The sequence below is a fragment of the Bradyrhizobium sp. NC92 genome, assembly GCF_025200865.1.
Lineage (GTDB): Bacteria > Pseudomonadota > Alphaproteobacteria > Rhizobiales > Xanthobacteraceae > Bradyrhizobium.
This window is the reverse complement of record NZ_CP104171.1, coordinates 6126623-6143466: the sequence shown is the minus strand read 5'-3', so window position 1 is coordinate 6143466 and position 16844 is coordinate 6126623. Positions and strand designations below refer to the sequence as shown.

Annotated in this window: 17 protein-coding genes; 16 read left to right on the top strand and 1 reads right to left on the bottom strand. The window is 61.3% G+C overall.

All coding sequences use genetic code 11. The features are described from left to right. From N2602_RS29040 to N2602_RS29010, 7 genes are all read left to right on the top strand, one after another. On the top strand, nucleotides 1–648 hold the full coding sequence (locus N2602_RS29040; protein WP_212255194.1) for an isoprenylcysteine carboxylmethyltransferase family protein: 648 nt from the start codon (nucleotides 1–3) through the stop codon (nucleotides 646–648). Nucleotides 649–691: 43 nt separating this feature from the next. Beyond that, a complete protein-coding gene (locus tag N2602_RS29035) occupies nucleotides 692–1123 on the top strand; it encodes a hypothetical protein (RefSeq protein WP_104464028.1) in 432 nt (143 codons plus the stop codon). 9 nt (nucleotides 1124–1132) lie between these two features. Continuing rightward, entirely contained in the window at nucleotides 1133–2470 is a 1338-nt protein-coding gene (locus tag N2602_RS29030) for a TadG family pilus assembly protein (RefSeq protein WP_260380210.1), read from the top strand. Next, nucleotides 2470–2886: a TadE family protein gene (locus N2602_RS29025; protein WP_260380209.1), complete on the top strand. Its 417-nt coding sequence runs from the start codon at nucleotides 2470–2472 to the stop codon at nucleotides 2884–2886. Before N2602_RS29030 ends, N2602_RS29025 begins: the two co-directional genes overlap by 1 nt. 433 nt (nucleotides 2887–3319) lie before the next feature. After that, complete coding sequence (locus tag N2602_RS29020; protein WP_260380208.1) at nucleotides 3320–4984, top strand: type II and III secretion system protein family protein; 1665 nt, start codon at nucleotides 3320–3322, stop codon at nucleotides 4982–4984. A gap of 14 nt (nucleotides 4985–4998) precedes the next feature. Continuing rightward, complete coding sequence (locus N2602_RS29015; RefSeq protein ID WP_260372265.1) at nucleotides 4999–5397, top strand: hypothetical protein; 399 nt, start codon at nucleotides 4999–5001, stop codon at nucleotides 5395–5397. Nucleotides 5398–5480: 83 nt separating this feature from the next. Next, nucleotides 5481–6017, top strand: a complete 537-nt coding sequence (locus N2602_RS29010) for a tetratricopeptide repeat protein (RefSeq protein ID WP_260380207.1) — start codon at nucleotides 5481–5483, stop codon at nucleotides 6015–6017. Nucleotides 6018–6054: 37 nt separating this feature from the next. Here the strand turns inward: N2602_RS29010 and N2602_RS29005 are convergent, their stop codons facing one another. Continuing rightward, nucleotides 6055–6825, bottom strand: coding sequence for a hypothetical protein (locus N2602_RS29005; RefSeq protein ID WP_260380206.1), 771 nt, complete (start codon nucleotides 6823–6825; stop codon nucleotides 6055–6057). 604 nt (nucleotides 6826–7429) lie between these two features. Here N2602_RS29005 and otnK point away from each other — a divergent pair. The 9 genes from otnK (at nucleotide 7430) to N2602_RS28960 (ending at nucleotide 16830) form a co-directional block, all read left to right on the top strand. Further along, nucleotides 7430–8761, top strand: coding sequence for a 3-oxo-tetronate kinase (gene otnK, locus N2602_RS29000; protein WP_260380205.1), 1332 nt, complete (start codon nucleotides 7430–7432; stop codon nucleotides 8759–8761). Next, nucleotides 8758–9405, top strand: coding sequence for a class II aldolase/adducin family protein (locus N2602_RS28995; RefSeq protein ID WP_260380204.1), 648 nt, complete (start codon nucleotides 8758–8760; stop codon nucleotides 9403–9405). Before otnK ends, N2602_RS28995 begins: the two co-directional genes overlap by 4 nt. Before the next feature lie 13 nt (nucleotides 9406–9418). Further along, nucleotides 9419–10207, top strand: coding sequence for a shikimate dehydrogenase (locus N2602_RS28990; RefSeq protein ID WP_260380203.1), 789 nt, complete (start codon nucleotides 9419–9421; stop codon nucleotides 10205–10207). 100 nt (nucleotides 10208–10307) lie between these two features. Continuing rightward, the gene (locus tag N2602_RS28985) at nucleotides 10308–11417 is read left to right on the top strand and encodes an ABC transporter ATP-binding protein (protein ID WP_260383726.1); all 1110 of its coding nucleotides are present in this window, start codon (nucleotides 10308–10310) and stop codon (nucleotides 11415–11417) included. Next, entirely contained in the window at nucleotides 11414–12292 is an 879-nt protein-coding gene (locus N2602_RS28980) for an ABC transporter permease (protein ID WP_246570736.1), read from the top strand. The genes N2602_RS28985 and N2602_RS28980 overlap by 4 nt, the downstream gene beginning before the upstream one ends. Then, a complete protein-coding gene (locus N2602_RS28975; RefSeq protein ID WP_172785641.1) occupies nucleotides 12289–13083 on the top strand; it encodes an ABC transporter permease in 795 nt (264 codons plus the stop codon). Before N2602_RS28980 ends, N2602_RS28975 begins: the two co-directional genes overlap by 4 nt. 52 nt (nucleotides 13084–13135) lie before the next feature. Beyond that, complete coding sequence (locus tag N2602_RS28970) at nucleotides 13136–14185, top strand: ABC transporter substrate-binding protein (RefSeq protein WP_373569538.1); 1050 nt, start codon at nucleotides 13136–13138, stop codon at nucleotides 14183–14185. Nucleotides 14186–14228: 43 nt separating this feature from the next. Then, nucleotides 14229–14579 (top strand): hypothetical protein, encoded by a 351-nt coding sequence (locus N2602_RS28965; RefSeq protein WP_172785639.1) that lies wholly within the window; start codon nucleotides 14229–14231, stop codon nucleotides 14577–14579. After that, complete coding sequence (locus N2602_RS28960; protein WP_172785638.1) at nucleotides 14569–16830, top strand: N,N-dimethylformamidase beta subunit family domain-containing protein; 2262 nt, start codon at nucleotides 14569–14571, stop codon at nucleotides 16828–16830. Before N2602_RS28965 ends, N2602_RS28960 begins: the two co-directional genes overlap by 11 nt. Nucleotides 16831–16844 lie beyond the last annotated feature (14 nt).

The following is a 16844-nucleotide window of genomic DNA, read 5'->3' as shown; positions in this document are numbered from 1 at the left end:
ATGAGCACCGTTGTCCTGTCGAAGACCTCCTCCTACGATCGGACGATGCAGCTGTTCGGCGGCATGTGGTTCATGTTGCTGGCACTTGGCGTCGCCTTCAAGATTGGCTCGTCGCCCGATGATCCCTGGCCCTCGCTCTTGTCGAGTGTGTGCCTTGCGGTCTTCTACGTACTGCTGGCTCTGTTGACCATCACGCGGCCGCCGGCAAAGGCGCAGGCGGAAGGTCTTCGCCCGAGAATAGCGGCGTTCGTCGGCACTTACATGCCATGGTCGATCGCGCTCTTCGGCAAGACCGACCAGGCGCTCCCAAACCTCGCATCCACCGCTTGCGTGTTGATCGGCATGATCATGATGCTGGTCACCATCAGGCATCTCGGCAGGTCATTCAGCCTGGTGCCACAGGCGCGTAACGTGGTGCAAACGGGTCCGTATCGGTGGATCAAGCACCCGCTCTACCTCGCGGAAGAAATCGCGGTGTTGGGTGTGGTGCTGAAAAACCCGTCGCTGCTGACAGCCATCCTGCTCGTCCTGCATATCGGCGTCCAGATTTGCCGAATTCATTATGAAGAGGACCTGCTTCGGCGCAACTGCCCTGAGTATTCGAGTTACGAAGCGTCGCGCTGGAGGGTGATCCCCTATGTTTGGTGAGTGCCGTTCCGGTCGACGACCGGGTATCGGTCGAGGTAGGCTCATGAGCCACAAGAAGTCGTTCATCGTTGATCAACGCGGCGCCGTCGCGTTTGAGACATTGATCGTCTATCCAGTTTTGGTGGCGTTCCTGCTCATGCCGCTCGCCGACTTGGCTGCTGCAGGCTTCCAATTTATCTCCGCATGGAGCGCATTGCGCTCCTTCGGGCAGTATGTGCAGTACGCTAATCCGCTCGCCCCTGACGGCACGGTGAGCTGGAAGACAGGGCTACAGACGACAGTCGCCGGTCATGCGATCAGCAATCTTCAGGTTTTGTGCGGAGACGCAGGGGCCACCTGTTCGCCAGGCAATCTGGAGTCTCCCAAGTACATTACATTCTCGACAACCATCACCTTGGCTCCAATTGTGTGGAGAGGGGTGCTGTGTCCCACCACTTGTACCTACACGCTGCCTTACTCAGAACGGTTCCAGTAGGGGGCTTCCATGCGTAGTCTACTCCATTCCCAACGTGGCTCCATCGCATTCGCAACAGTCATCGCTCTCGTGCCACTCATCGGAGTGGTCGCACTCGGGGCGGAGGCCGGATCGTGGTACGTCACCCGCCAGCATGCGCAGAACGCGGCCGACTCGGCCGCCTATTCGGGCGCATTGCGGCTTTCATGTACGATGGCGGGTGCGGCCTGCGACACGCAATCAGTGGATTATCGCGGCAAGGAATTCGCGGCACAGAACGGATTTTGCAACTCGAGTCCCAACGACGCTACCGGCTATCCGGGCAGAAACTGTCCGACAACCCTACCGACCGGAATCTCGCGGGCCGTGCAGATCGATATCGGCGACTACAGTGCGGGCACGTTCACAACACCACCTGCAGGCACCGGCAACGCCGTTCGCGCCAGGGTCAGCCAGCAACAACCGGCGTACTTGGCGGCAGTGCTGGGTTTGACCACCGTCAACATCCCCGCCCAAGCCATTGCACTGGTCCAGCAGCCGACCAAGGCGTGCGTCCTCGCGCTTGGACCTGATTCAGGCGCACTCAAGCTGGCTGGCAATCTCAGCAACAACGGAACTGGCTGCGCGCTGATGTCGGATACGAGTGTCCAACTCGCCAGCACTCCATCTTTCACCGGCTCGGGATGGGCGGTCTATGGTGTAAGTGGCTGCACCCCGTCAGGCACCTGCAGCGGTCTTAGCGTGCCGCACAACTATTTCATGACGTACGCCAGCAATCCGCTCAGCAAACTGGACACCGCATCGTTCAACAGCAGGACGGGCAATACAAATATGCCATGCACCCTTCAGGCGGATGGCTGGAAGCATTGCGCGCCAAATAGCGCCGGGACTGGAGCTTACGGCAGTTTCACGGTGCAGAACGGCGACAAGTACGTTTTGGACCCGGGAACATACTTCTTCTACAAAGCAAATATAAAGATGACTGGCGGACAACTGAAAGGCGTAGGCGTAACCCTCGTCTTGCTCGGAGACTCGCAGCTTACCATCAACGGGGGTACGGCTGATCTTTCCGCACCTGCCACTAACACGTTCTCCTCCGATCTAGATGGCGTCCTGATCGACGATCAGGCTCCGAGCAAGACCAGCAACAAGGTCACCATCAACGGTGGCGGTCTGGTTAGCCTGGGCGGGGCAATCTACTTCCCCAAGGTCGACGTTAGCTGGGCCGGAACGACTTCCAGCACCAATACGACCTGTTCACAAGTGATCGCCAAAACCATCGACATGAGCGGTGGCGGCTACCTCAGCACGGAAGGCTGTGCTCCGGCCACGATTATTTACACCCAAGTTGTCGCTTTGGTGCAGTAATGAGAAAGCTCGACAATCGCGGTACTGCGCCGTTTGAGTTTATCATGGTGGTCGTGCCGCTTTTCACATTGATGTTCGTGATCTTCGATCTCGGACGCTATGCCATCACGATGCAATCCTTGCGGACGCTCGCGAGTGCTGGCGCCCGTGCGGTCATGATTAGCTGCTATACGCCTGCCTTGCTTCAAAGCCCGCCGCAGTCGCCGGCCGGCTGCACCGGGGATCCCCTGTCCACCGCCGCCAAGCAGACCGCGGCCCCCTTCCTGTTTTTTGGAGGTCTGACGCCAACGTTGACCGTGGGGGCCACCAGCAACAGCCTGAGTGTTACAGCTTCCCAGGCAAACTTTACGATGCTGATGCCCATATGGGGCACAGCGCTCAATGCGCCGAGCGCCTCCAACCAGATTCCCTTCTAGCGCAAATATGGCAGCAAGTCTGACATGTTTCCCCCGGCAGTGCCTCGTGGCCGCGGCATGTGGGCCAAACGCGCGGATGCGGAATTACCCGGCCAAGCGAATCGCCAAGCGTGCGACCGACCGTCCTTCGATCGCAAAGCGACGACCGGAGCGCGTGCCCAGAGCGGTCGCGCCGCGGGATAGTTCCCCACAACCAGAGAGAATGATGCGCGCTGGCAACATTGCAGGGTTTTCTTTCTGCTTGCGGCTGTGCGGTAAGTATCTCGTCTTGCAAGCTGCCTGCATGAAGGACGATGATCTTGGAAGCACGTAGTAACGAATTGTAGTGGGACAGATCGTAAGCTCTGCGACGTGGTACGCGGAGGAGAATTGTTGAGGGCATCGAGCACGTAGATTTGCGGGGATGGCCGCGGATTACAGTGGGGGGACTCGAATGGGTGGTGATCGCGTTTCGGGTAGGGCTGCAGGGAGGCTTCTCGCCTTTGGCGTGATGGGTCTTGGTGCGGCGCTCGCCTCCTTTGCGACCCCTGACCGCGCGACGGCTGCAGACCGGCGGGGGTCCTCCGGCGGCGTCTTCGTCAGCGAAATGAACGACGTCCAGCGGGTCAAGCTCGTCGTCAACAAGTCACGCACCTTCAAGGTCGATACTGCTTTCGCAACCATCGTGGCCGGCTCGCCTGATATTGTGGACGTGAAATCGCTCAGCGATCACCTCATTTACGTGCAGGGCAAGCAGACCGGTACGACAAACGTCATACTATTTGATTCATCGATGAAGCAGATCGGGATCCTCGACGTCGAGGTCGTGATCGATACCGGAAATCTACAGCAGAACATCCGGACCAGCACCGGTGGCCACGGTATTCGCGTGTCGGCTTCCGAGGGACAGGTCGTGCTGAGCGGGACCGCAGCCGATGCCGTTACCGCCGAGCGAGCCATGGCGATCGCCACCAGTACGGTTGGCAAAGGGGGGACAATCGTCAACGCGATGAGCGTCGCTGCACCGCAGCAGGTGATGCTTGAGGTGCGCTTTCTCGAAGCGGACCGCACCGCCGGTCGCGAGCTCGGCATGAACTTGTATGTCGCCAATGCCAACGGGACCAATGTCGGGAATACCGGGCTCGGTGGTGCAACAAGCGCGACGGGCCGACGCCCAATCGGTGGTATTAATACGGTCCAAAATCCCATTGGCAATACCGGCGGGACTCCTGTTGGTGCTTCTCCGACGGGTAGTCTTCCGCTGCTCGGAACGGCAGGAACGCTCCTGAACACCGCCGCGAATGTTGTAGCTCCTCAACCGTTCGGAAGTTTGTTGACCAGCGTCATCCGGACCAGCAACGGCGGCTCAGTGGACCTGCTGATCTCTGCATTGGAGACCAAAGGGCTGGTTCGTCGGCTGGCGGAGCCCAATCTGATCGCCCTTTCAGGCGACTCAGCGCGATTCCTGGCCGGTGGTGAATTTCCGGTGCCAGTTGCCTCAACGCCGGTTGCCGGCGCTTTGCCGACGGTCACCATCGAATTCAAGAAGTTCGGTGTTGAACTTGGCTTTGTTCCCACAGTCCTATCGCGCGGCGTGATCAACCTGCGTGTTGAACCTTCCGTTAGCGAGCTCGATTTCATTAATGCGGTGCAGATTGCCGGCACAACCATTCCTGCGCTGAGCCGCCGCGACGCGCGAACGACGGTCGAGTTGCGCGACGGCCAGAGCTTTGCAATCGCCGGTCTGCTCCAAACCCGCAATCGCCAGGATGTCTCGCAATTGCCGTGGATCGGCTCGGTACCGGTGATTGGCACCTTGTTCAGCAGCAAGTCGTACCAGCAGGAGGAGACGGACCTGGTGATCATCGTGACGCCGCGCCTGGTAGCGCCGGCGGCGCCCGGTCAGCAATTGGCTTCGCCGCTCGACTCGCGCCTGCCGGCCAACGACGTTGATTTCTTCCTCAACGGCCAGATGGAAGTTCGCAAACGCTACAATGATTACGTCAATTCCGGAGGCGAGGTGAAGGGCCCGTACGGTCACATCATCGCGCCTGAGGTCAGGCTGTCCGTTCCTGCGCCGGCCGCTGCGAACGAGCCGGTCGTGAAGACGCTCAACTGAGAAGGAAGCGGGAGATGACCATCAGGTATCTGGCTCTGTTCGCACCGCTACTGCTCGGGGGCTGTTACGGGGTGGCCGGTCATGACGAGGTGGACCGCTATTTCCAGCGTTCGGACACCATCACGATGAGTGCCGGCAACGCCAAGGAAGTCAACGCCGTCACCCATACAATCCATCCGTGGCCGCGCAACGTCGGTGATCGCAGGATCGCATACGACGCTCGCCGCGTGGGTGCTGCCGTAACGCGCTATGGCAACACGAAACAGCCAGTGGATCAGCTTCCCGACATTGGCGATGCGACGAAACAGATGGGCGTGCGGACTGCCCCAACCCAGAACGTCAACATAGAAGGATTGGGGGCCGGATCGACTGCTGGAGTATCAGTGCCGGTTGGTGGCGCGGCGAATAGGTAATTGGTTTTGGTAAGTAAAATTAGCGGTGATTTTTTGACGAACGGTGCAGTGAGTCTGCTGGGCCGCGCGGGGGACTAGGGTTTATGCGGCGTATCATCTTCATGCTGACCTGCTGCTGGTTGGGGATCGGCCTTGCGGGGTGCGATCAGACGCTGAGGGAGGCTGCCATCGTGGCTCCGGTCGAGCCACCGGGCGGAGACCCCGTGCAGGAGCCGACCGACGTCAAGTACTACCCGTCGGACGAGCCCGTGCGGCTGGGCCTGGAGCATTACAATCGCGGCAGTTACGGACTCTCACAGCGCTATTTCAAGGACGCCGTCGAGAAATCACCCAAGGACGTCACGGCCTGGATTGGACTTGCGGCGAGCTACGACAAGCTGCGTCGTTTCGACCTGGCCGATCAGGCCTATGCCCGAGCGATCCGGCTCGGCGGCGAAACGGTGCAAGTCCTGAATGACCAGGGATATTCGTACATGCTGCGCGGCAATCTGAGTGCGGCGCGCCGAAAGTTTGAGAAGGCTTATTCGCTCGATCCAGGCAACCCGGTTATCGCCAATAACCTCGAGCTTCTCAATGGCAGCCGGCGGTTCATTGAAAGACCACCAAACAACCAGCCTTAAGAGGGCGATCGGCTACTGCGATCGCGGCCAGTTCTCGTCAATTTGGCCCGATCACAGCATCAGCGTGACGGCTGCCGCTGCGGACGATGACAACAACGCCATTGCGAATGGTAAATCTTGCGCCGAGCAGTTTCCGCACCTTCTCCGTGATCGGAGAGGGAAAGGGAACGGTTTCTCCCACGACGGGATCGCCGACCCTTATCGTCTCAGTCGCGGGGCCCGCAACTGGTGCAGGCTTGATATGGTCTCGGATAAGCTGAATCTCTTCACGTGACAGGACAAGCGGAGCCTGGTCATGTTGGGTCTCCAACGGCGGCTTGGGTGTTCCACTGCTTGCCTTTTCGCGGATCTCATTGGCGCTTGCGATCTGATCGAGCCTGGCTACGCGTAACTTGAGCGCGATGATATCACGTTGCAGTGTTGCGATCTCCAATTTGCGCGCGTTGACCTGCATGATGACAATGATCGCGCAAACGCAACTCACGACGAAGCCGACGCTCAGCAGTGCGATCAACCACCGCTCGAAGTTTCCCATCGACCCTCCGGTCGTCCGGGGGAGTTGATCGCGCTGGAGATGGCGCCGCCAGATGCTACGTGCTCGGTCGATCCAATTGGGAGATCCCGTTACGCCGGTCGCCGCCTGGCCCGACCCAAACTGCGCGGGCGACGAGGCGGCTTGCTCTCGGGCCGGATCAACGACCGACGCCGTGTCGACTTGCTCAAGCCCTCGATTCTCAGGGACGCGATCCGCCGTTGTCAGATGAGCGGCAGGGTGGAAGGGATCCATCTGCTTCTCGAGCCGGCTCATCTCCGCTCTCCATGCGGCCATCCATCAACTTCAGCAGTTCCGCCGACCCAGCTCGAATAGGGTACCCGAGGACTCGATCAATCGGAACGGAAAAGGCTCCAAACCGCCCCGTGAGCTGCTCTAAGAGTAGCTTCAAGAGATAGGCCGCCAACTAGATGCCAGGGTTCACCCCCGCGGATGCTCCGACCACGCGGATGCTGCGACCAGTAAGTTCATTGATTGTTCTCAACCCGAGGCTGCCTCTTAATCAGCGAGTCCCAGGTTCGAGCCCTGGTGCGCCCACCATCGCGAAAGCGGTCTTATTCAATAAATTGCGGGAAGAACTGCCGAGCCCGAAACGGCTCTCGTGCGACCTTTCCCGCGGCCAGATTGCCGTGCGAATCTTCCTTCGTTTCATCATTTTCGCCCCTTCCGATTGAGCAGATCGATCACGTGCTCGTCGTTAGAGGCGGTGTGTGCACAGGCGGCGGACGAGAGCCGGCGCGGTCTCACATGTCCGAAATCTGTGGTCGCGACACGTCGGTTCGACTATCGCTCTCCGCCATCTTGCCAGCCGCACTCCGGGACCTTTACCTCGGGGAGTCTTGCCAATATTTGATATATCATGTATCAAGGTTCGCAGACTATCTGCTCGAGATCTGCGGGACGCATGACGAAGCTTATCTTCGGGGTGGTGGCGGACGATTTGACCGGCGGCATGGAAACGGCCGCGATGCTGGTCGCTGCCGGCATCGAATGCGGATTTGTCACCGACCCCGATCTGGTTCGCGGCTGCGGCGATGTGCCGGCTATCGTGGTCGCGCAGAAGACGCGGGTGATCCCCGCGAGCGAAGCCGTCAGCATGACGGCGAAGGCGGCACGGGCGCTGCTTGCGCGGGGCGCGAGGCAAATCTTCTTCAAATATTGTGCGACGTTCGATTCCACCGACCAGGGAAATATCGGCCCGGTCTCCGACCTGCTGATGCAGCTGACCGGCGCCGAATACACCGCCTTTTGCCCGGCTTCTCCCGCCCTTCGAAGAACCGTCTACAACGGTCATCTGTTTCTCGGCACCAAGCTGATCTCGGACTCGCCGAAACGCAATGATCCGCTGACGCCGATGACCGATCCCGATCTGGTCCGGGTTCTGCAGCGTCAGACGCGGGCCAAGGTCGGCCTTCTGGCGCATTCGCAGGTCAACGCCGGCGCGGACTCGGCCGGTCGCGCGATCGCGGAAGCGGCGGCTCGGGGTATCCGCTACTTCATTGCGGACACGATCTACGATCGGGATCTCGATACGCTTGCCACGCTCACCTGTGATTGGAAGCTGATGACAGGCAATGCGACGATCGTGCAGCACTACCCGGACATCTGGAAGGCGCGGGGGCTCATCGCCGCGGCCAGGAGACCGCCCAGTTTGCGCGCGGTTGGTGGCGGCGGCGTGGTTCTCGCCGGGAGTTGCGCCGAGCGGACGTTGGAGCAACTTGCTGAATTCGAGAAGAGCCATCCATTGCTTCGCATCGATCTTCTGAACGCTGAAGATGCGGCGGCGACGGTTGGCGATGCGCTCGACTGGGCGCGGCCGCGGCTGCGGAACGGTCCTATCGGCTTCGCCACTTCGGACACGCCGGAGGCCGTCAAGATGGCTCAGGAGCGATACGGTCGTGAAGGCGCGGCGAAGCTCGCCGAGGCCATTCTTGGTCGACTCGCTGTCTCTCTTCGCAGTGTCGGCGTACGGCGCTTCGTCGTGGCCGGTGGCGAGACCTCTGGTGCGATCGTCGAGCAGCTCGGCATTCGGCGTTTGCGGGTCGGTCCCTATGGCGGACCCGGCATCGGCACCGCGGTGACAGAAGATGAGGATCCGTTGGCCCTTTGTCTCAAGTCCGGCAAGTTGGGCCCCGTCGACCTGTTCGCGACGACGCTCGAAGCAATGTTGAATCCGGAGGCAGTCAATTGAACGAACGCGAACTGAGGCAATCCGTGCTGGATATCGTGGCGCGCCTTGAAGCCAAGGGCTTCAACCACGGCAGCAGCGGAAATGTCAGCACTCGCATCGGAGAAGACATTCTCATCACGCCGACCGGCGGCAATAGCGGCAACACCACCATCGACGGTCTCGTCCGTTTGAAGCGCGACGGAACGGTGGTTGGAGACGGCTTGCCCTCCAGTGAATGGCACATGCATCTGGCGATCCTCAACGCCTATCCGCAAGTGAACGCGGTGGTGCACACCCATGCCGATTGCTGCGTCGCGCTGTCCTGCCTCGCAAAGCCAATCCCGGCATTCCACTACATGGTCGCCAGTTTTGGTGGCAACGATGTGCCTTGCGCACCCTACGCCACGTTCGGCACCAGGGCTCTCGCCGACGGCGCCGTCGCGGCGCTGAAACAACGCAAGGCCTGCCTGCTCGCGAACCACGGGATGATTGCCGTCGGCAAAGGGCTGCAGGCGGCCTTCGACCTCACCGTGAAGCTCGAAACCCTTGCCCGGCAGTATCTGCTCGCCTGTCAGGCCGGCGCACCCGCGATCCTTGCCGACGACGAAATGGCGCGGGTGGTCGAACGCTATGGCAGTTACGGCCGCGCTGCTCTGCCGGCCTGACAAGGACTAGTCCATGGAGATCACCGGCAAGACCAAGATCATGTTTGTGCTCGCCGACCCGATCGATCATGTGCGGGCGAGTGCGGTCATGAATGCCTATTTCGGATCGATCGGCGAGGATCTGGCGGTGTCGCCGATCCATGTCCTGCCGGGCGATCTTGGCCAGGTCGTCGCAAGCATCAGGCTCATGCGCAACGTCTTCGGCTTCGGCGTCACCATCCCGCACAAGACCTGCGTGATCGAACATCTGGATGAGATGACGCAGGCGGCACGGTTGATTGGTGCGGTCAATTTCGTCAAGCGGACGGCGGAAGGGCGCCTCGTTGGCGACAATCTGGATGCAAGGGGATTCATCGCCAGCCTCGCTCAGCACGACGTTGCGGTGCGCGATCGGAAAGTGCTCCAGGTCGGTGCCGGTGGCGCGGGACGCGCCACTGCATTCGGTCTGGCGGAGGCCGGCGCGCGCGAACTCACGATCCTGAACCGGGATGAGGAGAAAGCTCGTGCGCTTGCGGCTGCCGTGGCGGCGCATTATCCCGCCACGAAGGTCAGCGCCGGCCGCGCAGAGGCGCGCGCATTCGATCTCATCGTCAATACGACGTCGCTCGGCATGAAGCCGGATGATCCGCTTCCGCTCGACATCGAAGGTGTCGGTCCCGGCGCCACCGTCAGCGACATTATCGTCAATCCTGCAGTGACCCGGCTTCTTGCAAGGGCGGCTGCGCAGGGCGCAAAGGTCGTCGGCGGAAAGCCTATGCTCGACGCGCAGATGGCCCTTGTCGCAGGGTTCATCGCGCGATAGCCTGATATATCAAATATTATATCGAAGTCGCTGGGGCGGCTTTGGATTGGGTGCAAGGGCCGCCCGAGGGCAGGCGAAAGGGAAGCGAGGCTTCGTGAATATTGCATCGGCCAGGCAATCGGCGTCGGGCGCATCGATCCGCATCAGTCGCTTGGAGAAGCGCTTCGGTGCCGTGTCCGCCGTCGATGGCGTCGATATCGATATTGCTGCCGGTGAGTTCATCGCCCTGCTCGGACCCAGCGGCTCCGGAAAGACGACGATCCTGATGAGCGTTGCGGGATTCGAATTCCCGACCAGCGGCACCATTCACGTCGATTCCGAAGACCTGACCTATGTTCCTTCGAACAGACGCAATCTGGGAATGGTGTTCCAGAACTATACGCTGTTCCCGCACATGTCGATTCTCGACAATGTCGCCTTTCCCTTGAAGATGCGCGGTCTCCGGACGGCCGAACGTCACGCGCGCGCCGAAGCCGCGCTCGCAACCGTGCGTCTGGCAGGCTATGGCCACCGTCGTCCGAATGAGCTTTCCGGCGGTCAGCAGCAGCGCGTGGCGCTCGCGCGTGCGATCGTCTATCAGCCGCGCGTCCTCCTGATGGATGAGCCGCTCAGTGCGCTCGACAAGAATCTGCGCGAAGACATGCAGCTCGAGATCAAGCGATTGCACGCCGAGCTTGGCATCACCGTCATCTTCGTCACCCACGACCAAAGCGAGGCGCTGACCATGGCCGACCGGATCGCCGTCCTGAGGGATGGCAAGATCCAGCAGATCGGGCCGGCGCGCCAGCTGTACGAAAGGCCCGCGAATCTCTTCACCGCCGGCTTCATCGGCGAGATGAATTTCGTCGACGTTGCCGTCCAAAGCGTCGGCGACGGCATCTCTGTGGCGCTGCCCTGGGGTGAAATATGGCGCCTGCCGGCCACGGCGGCCGTCGAGCCGGTTGCAGCCGGCGAGGCGGCGGTGCTGGCCGTGAGGCCCGAGCGGCTGCAACTCGGCGCCAATCCCGCCGGGCAAGTCATCACTGTGACGCTGAGCGACACCGTCTATGCCGGGGCAGCCCTGCTTCTGATCGGACGTCTGCCTGACGGCACCGAGATGCGCGCGCGAATCCCCGGCGCCTCGCAGCTCAGCTCCTTGGCCCCGGGTGACGTTGCGACCTTCACTATCCCTACTGAGGCGATGCTGCTCTACCGGGGAAAGCGGCGATGACGGAGGCGAGGCGATCGCATTTCTGGCATTCCGACGGCCGCCGGCTGAGCGGCCTGTCGACGTTGCTGCTGCTCCTGCCGTTCTTCGCCATCATCGCCTTCGTCTTCGTCTATCCGATCCTGCAGCTCCTGGTGATCAGCATCCTCGAGCCGCATCCGACCTTGGATAATTACGCGCGCGTCGTCGAAAATCCGGTTCACATGCGCGTCCTGATGCGCACGCTCTGGACCGCAACGCTGGTGACCGCCTTGTCGGTGATCCTCGGCTTCCCGGTCGCCTATTACATGAGCCGGGCGAAGGGAACGGTCGCCGCCCTTGTCGCGGTCTGTGTCATCCTGCCGCTCTGGTCGAGCGTCCTGGTACGCACCGCCGCCTGGTCATTCCTGTTCCAGCGCAACGGGCTGATCAATTCGGCGTTGATGTCTCTCGGACTGACGTCACAGCCGTTCAAGCTGCTTTACACCCAGAGCGCCGTCGTCATCGCCATGACCCACGTGCTCTTGCCGTTCATGATCCTGCCGATCTACGGCGCATTGCGCAGCATTCCGAACGACTATGGGCGTGCGGCCGCCGTGCTCGGCGCGACGCGCCTGCGGACCTTTCTGGAAGTCATCCTTCCCCTGAGTCTGCCGGGCGTCGTCTCCGGTTCGCTGCTCGTGTTTCTCACGGCGATCGGCTTCTTCATCACGCCCGCCCTGCTTGGCTCGCCGCAGGAGATGATGATCTCGACGCTCGTTTCGAAGCAGATCCGTGAGGTGCTCGATTGGCCCTTCGCTGCGGCGCTGGTCGGGGTACTGACCGTATTCGTGACGCTGCTGGCGATCGTCTTCAGCAAGACGCTGCGGTTCGACCGGCTGATGGGGAATGCCTCGTGAAACCGCCGACCGACCGCGGATCGCTTGCGCTGGGGGCCTATGTCTATGCCGTGCTGGCCTTCATCATCGTGCCTCTCGTCATCGTCATTCCAATGTCGTTCAGCCAGAACGACTATCTGGCATTTCCGCCGTCCGGCTTCACGCTGAAATGGTACGCGGAATATTTTGACAGCAGGCAATGGCGTGCCGCCACCTGGCTCAGCGTGCAGGTCGCCTTGCTGACCGCTCTTTTCGCGTCGGTCATCGGCACAGCCGCGACCTATGCAATGATCCGCGGCCGCAGCCGGCTGGTCACGGCTTTCCAGATCCTTTTGATCGGGCCGGTCATTGTGCCGCATATCGCGCTCGCCGTCGGCCTCTATCTGTTTTTTCAGACGATCGGTCTCTCCGGCACCGTTCCAGGCTTCGTGCTGGCGCATACGGTGCTCACCTTGCCGTTCGTCGTTTTCACGATGGCCGCCGCCCTGGGAAAGGTCGATGCCAATCTGGAGGCGGCCGCCATGAGCTGCGGCGCGACACGCTTCCAGGCCTTTCGCCTGGTCACGCTGCCACTCGTCCTGCCGAGTCTCGCCAGCAGTGCGCTGTTTGCCTTCATCATCTCCTTCGACGAGCCGGTGGTGTCGTTCTTTCTGTCCGGTGTGCGCCAGAAGACGCTGCCGCGCCGAATGTTCGAGGACATCGAGCAGAACCTGACGCCGGTGATTCCCGCGATCGCAACACTGCTGATCGTCCTATCCATTTTGATTCTGCTGGGGGCCCATGTCCTCCGATCCCGCAGCGTCACCCGATAGCGAGCCAGTGAGAACCAGAGAGAGGAGATCGTCGATGCTGAAAACAGGTTGGATGTGGAATTCGGCAGCTGTCGTGCTTGGTTTGGTTCTTTGTGGAGCGTTGCCGGCTGCCGCTCAAAAACTGGAAGACCAATTGGTGATTGCCACGACCGGTGGCCTGATGGGCAACACCCTCGCGAAATATTTCTACGATCCCTTCAACAAGGCCAAGAATGTCGAAATCGTCCCGGTCGCGATCGAGGTCCCCGACCAGTGGGCGCGCGCCAAGGCGATGCAGCGAACCGGCAAGGTGGAGTTCGACATCGTCACGGCGACGGGTCCCGACCTGGTCGGACGCACCGACATGCTCGAGAAGATCGACTGTGCGAAACTGCCCAGCGTCCAGAAGTTCGGCGTCTCCGACGCCTGTCAGCCCTACGGCGTTGCTCGCACGACCGGCGGCATGCTGATCACCTACAATACCGAAACGTTCAAGAACAAGGCGCCCAAGACATGGGCCGACTTCTGGGACGTCAAGCAGTTTCCCGGGCCGCGCGGGCTGCCAGACACCGGCGACAGCGATTGGTGGGTGCCGGTGGCCGCGCTCCTCGCCGACGGCGTCAAGCCGGAGCAGCTTTTCCCGCTGGACATCAATCGCGCTTACAAGAAGCTGGACGAGATCCGTCCCAATGTCGCGGTGTGGTGGAAGACAGGCGACCAGGTGCAGCAGATCATGCGCAGCCGCGAGGTCGTCATGGCCATGAGCTATTCAGGCCGCGCGCTCGCCGTTGTGAAGGAGGGCGTCCCGGTTGCGATGTCTTGGGACCAGGCCATTCGCGACACCGGTTACATGGCTGTTCTCAAGGGTGCGCCTGACCTCAATGCCGCCATGGCCTATCTCGACTTCTTCTATGCAAGCTCCGACGCGCACGTGCCGTTCATGCGCGCTGTCAACTATGCGACGGCCAGCAAGTCGGCCATCGAGCTGTTGAAGCCGGAAGAGCGCAATCTCTACGCGACCTCGCCGGAGAACTACGAAAAGCTGGTCAAGCCCGATTTCGCCTGGATCGGCGAACATCGTAACGAACTGCGGGAGCGGTGGATGGCCTGGCTGACACGTTAAACCGCATTAGCTGCCATTTTGCGCTTGTAAGTGAGGACCGACCATGGATCACACCAGTGACCCCGGCGCGCTGCGCTACGTGATCGATCCCGGAAGGCTCGATCTCGTCAAGGAGTTCCGCGCAAGTCCGCTCGGCGTGCATAGTCCGGAACTTCGCAAGCTGTTGGCGCGGATGCGATGGGGCAAGCCGGAAGGGCGGCTTGTTCTGATCGTGCTCGAGCCTGGCAAGGCCTGGCGGCTGTCGCGCATCCCCAAGCGTCGGGGCGATCCGATGCCTTTCGTCGATGATCGCGTCTTCACCTCACTTGTTGAAGCGGAGTGGCATGTCTTCAAGCTGCGCTGGCAAGAGATGACGGGAACGACGCTGCCTGCGGAGATTTCCGGTGATCTATAAGACCAACGAGTATCTCGGCTATCCGGATCGCATCAGTGTCCCGGCAGGCGAGGCCGTCAGATTCCAGCTTAGCAGCAAGCGCCCGAGCGTGAAGGTCGAGGTGCTCAGGCTGCGCTGCGGCGATGTCGACACCAACGGCCCGGGCTTCAAATATGAGGTAATGACGAGCCCCATTGACGGTGAGCATGCCTGCCTCGACCAACCGATCCGCCCGGGATCCAATGCCGTCATTGACCACGACGGTGTACTGGTCCCGACCGGCGCGCATTGGTGTTTCGGAGCCTATGTGTACCCGACGCGGATCGCGGACAATGCCAAGGCCTTGATGGGAAATTGGTGCGAGCGTTCGGCGCGCGGCTATGCGCTCCAGCTCGACGAGGAGGGGCAACTGGTCCTGGTGCTGGGCCAGGTGAGCGGTACGCCGGCGCGTTTTGCCCTCGACGTCAAGCTACGGCAGCGCGTCTGGGCATTCGTATCGTGCGCGCTTGACCTTGCGCAGGGATCGGCCTCCTTGTCGCTGATCGTTCCGGCAGACGGCGTTCGGCCGGCCGCTGCCTATTCGAAATCGTTCGCGCTGCCGCACGCGCCCGCGCTCGATTCCGGCCTGCCGTTCCTGATCGCGGCCCATCATGCGAATGGGGATTGCCAATATACCTCGCACTTCGACGGCAAGATCGAAGCTCCGCGTGTCTTTTCGTGTCGGTTGGACGCAGAGGCGCTGCGGGTATTCGACGGCCGGCAGCGAACGGGAGCGAGCGATGCCGGGCTTGTCGCCTTCTGGGATTTCTCGAACGGAATCTCGTCGCTGTCGATCAAGGACCTTTCGCCGAACGGCCTGCATGGCAGCCTCCGCCAGTTGCCCCGCAGGGGCGTCACCGGCTTTCACTGGTCTGGCTCCGTCCACGACTGGCGGCTGTCGCTGCAGGAATATGCGGCGATTCATTTCCACAGCGACGACATCTACGATTGCGAGTGGCAGACCACTTGCAGGCTCGATGTGCCGGCCCACTGGCGATCCGGCGTCTATGCGCTCCGGCTGACGTCAGGTGGCGACAATCCCGACCGGGACTGCGAAAGCTACGTCACCTTCTTCGTGACGCCGGGCAAGGCGTCCAGACGCGCGGATCTCGTCCTGGTCGCTTCGGTTGCGACATATCTGGCTTATGCCAACAGCGCGCTGCGTCTCTATCAGGTTCACTTCGAAACGCTAATGGAGCACGTTCTGTGGTTGCCGCAAGATGACGTCTTCATGCAGGAGAACCCGGAGATCGGCCAGTCGACCTATGATTGCCATGTCGACGGCTCGGGGCGGGCGTACAGCTCCTGGCTGCGGCCCGTCCTCAACATGCGTCCGCGCGGCTACTGGTTCAATTTGATCAACGACACCCACATCCTCGACTGGCTCGAGGAGAAGGGGATCGCCTACGATCTGATCACGGATGTCGAGCTTGACCGGGAAGGAGCGCGGGCACTCGCCCCTTACCGGGTCATGATGACGCCGACCCATCCCGAATATTACAGCTTCAACATGATGAACGCGATCATGGCTTATCAGAATGCGGGCGGGCGGCATATCTCGATGGGAGGCAACGCATTCTATTGGCGCTGCGGCTTTCATCCGGCCGCGCCCGCCGCGCTGGAAGTTCGCCGCGGCACGGCCGGAACGCGCACCTGGGAATCGGAGCCGGGCGAAGTGCATCTTGCCGGCACCGGCGAGCCGGGCTCGCTGTGGCGGCATTCGGGCTTTGCGCCGCAAAAGCTGGTCGGCGTCGGGTTCTCGGCCATGATCAACGATACCTGCGGCTACTATCTGCGCACCGCCGAAAGCGACGATGCGCGCGTCGCGTTCATCTTCGAGGGCACGGGCCGTCACGAGAAGTTCGGTGATTTTGGATTTCGCTACAATGGTGCCGTCGGCAGCGAGATCGACCGGTACGATCTCGAGCTCGGTACGCCGCCGCATGCGCTGCGGATCGCGACGTCGGAAGGATTGGGCGCGGGCGCGCTGCCCACGCCGGAGGAGTTTCGCACCGTGGTCGACGGACTCGACGGCACGCAGAATGCGCTGGTGCGCGCCGACATGGTGTTCTTCGAGACCGCCCATGGCGGCGCCGTCTTTGCGACGGGATCGATCACCTACGGCATGTCGTTGGGTCACAACAATTACGACAACAACATCAGCACCATCACGTTGAACGTCGTGAATCGCTTTCTCGATCCAAGGCCGTTCGTCATGCCTGCCAAAGCCTAGACTGCGGCCTCGAT

What these genes read in the sequence shown, in the direction of transcription:
- N2602_RS29010 (WP_260380207.1), top strand. Translation starts at nt 5,481, where the DNA reads ATGCGGCGTATCATCTTCATGCTGACCTGCTGCTGGTTGGGGATCGGC.
- N2602_RS29015 (WP_260372265.1), top strand. Translation starts at nt 4,999, where the DNA reads ATGACCATCAGGTATCTGGCTCTGTTCGCACCGCTACTGCTCGGGGGC.
- N2602_RS28990 (WP_260380203.1), top strand. Translation starts at nt 9,419, where the DNA reads ATGGAGATCACCGGCAAGACCAAGATCATGTTTGTGCTCGCCGACCCG.
- N2602_RS29020 (WP_260380208.1), top strand. Translation starts at nt 3,320, where the DNA reads ATGGGTGGTGATCGCGTTTCGGGTAGGGCTGCAGGGAGGCTTCTCGCC.
- N2602_RS29030 (WP_260380210.1), top strand. Translation starts at nt 1,133, where the DNA reads ATGCGTAGTCTACTCCATTCCCAACGTGGCTCCATCGCATTCGCAACA.
- N2602_RS29040 (WP_212255194.1), top strand. Translation starts at nt 1, where the DNA reads ATGAGCACCGTTGTCCTGTCGAAGACCTCCTCCTACGATCGGACGATG.
- N2602_RS29025 (WP_260380209.1), top strand. Translation starts at nt 2,470, where the DNA reads ATGAGAAAGCTCGACAATCGCGGTACTGCGCCGTTTGAGTTTATCATG.
- N2602_RS28980 (WP_246570736.1), top strand. Translation starts at nt 11,414, where the DNA reads ATGACGGAGGCGAGGCGATCGCATTTCTGGCATTCCGACGGCCGCCGG.
- N2602_RS29005 (WP_260380206.1), bottom strand. Translation starts at nt 6,825, where the DNA reads ATGAGCCGGCTCGAGAAGCAGATGGATCCCTTCCACCCTGCCGCTCAT.
- N2602_RS29035 (WP_104464028.1), top strand. Translation starts at nt 692, where the DNA reads ATGAGCCACAAGAAGTCGTTCATCGTTGATCAACGCGGCGCCGTCGCG.
- otnK (WP_260380205.1), top strand. Translation starts at nt 7,430, where the DNA reads ATGTATCAAGGTTCGCAGACTATCTGCTCGAGATCTGCGGGACGCATG.
- N2602_RS28970 (WP_373569538.1), top strand. Translation starts at nt 13,136, where the DNA reads ATGTGGAATTCGGCAGCTGTCGTGCTTGGTTTGGTTCTTTGTGGAGCG.
- N2602_RS28965 (WP_172785639.1), top strand. Translation starts at nt 14,229, where the DNA reads ATGGATCACACCAGTGACCCCGGCGCGCTGCGCTACGTGATCGATCCC.